This window comes from Paenibacillus polysaccharolyticus (genome assembly GCF_023714295.1).
GTDB lineage: Bacteria > Bacillota > Bacilli > Paenibacillales > Paenibacillaceae > Paenibacillus > Paenibacillus polysaccharolyticus_A.
This window is the reverse complement of the sequence record NZ_JAMAUN010000085.1, coordinates 1-247: the sequence shown is the minus strand read 5'-3', so window position 1 is coordinate 247 and position 247 is coordinate 1. Positions and strand designations below refer to the sequence as shown.

The 247-nt window shown below is 58.7% G+C and carries 1 pseudogene; it reads right to left on the bottom strand.

The window, feature by feature from the left end:
- Positions 1-247, bottom strand: a pseudogene (locus M3629_RS28325) (hypothetical protein); the annotation flags it as partial.

The following is a 247-nucleotide window of genomic DNA, read 5'->3' as shown; positions in this document are numbered from 1 at the left end:
ACATTGGTGACATACGTACTGCCGTTGAACGTGACAACCTGACCGGCTGGATACGTCGGGGCTACTGCTGGGTCAAATGCCACGATACCGCTTAATCCTACACCAGTCGCTCCCGTTGTACCCGTAATGCTTGCACCGGTGGCTCCAGTGACCCCGGCTGTGCCCGTGGCCCCAGTCACACCGGTTTCACCCGTCAATCCTGTTACTCCTGTGGCTCCGGTTACTCCAGCAATACCGGTTGCACCCG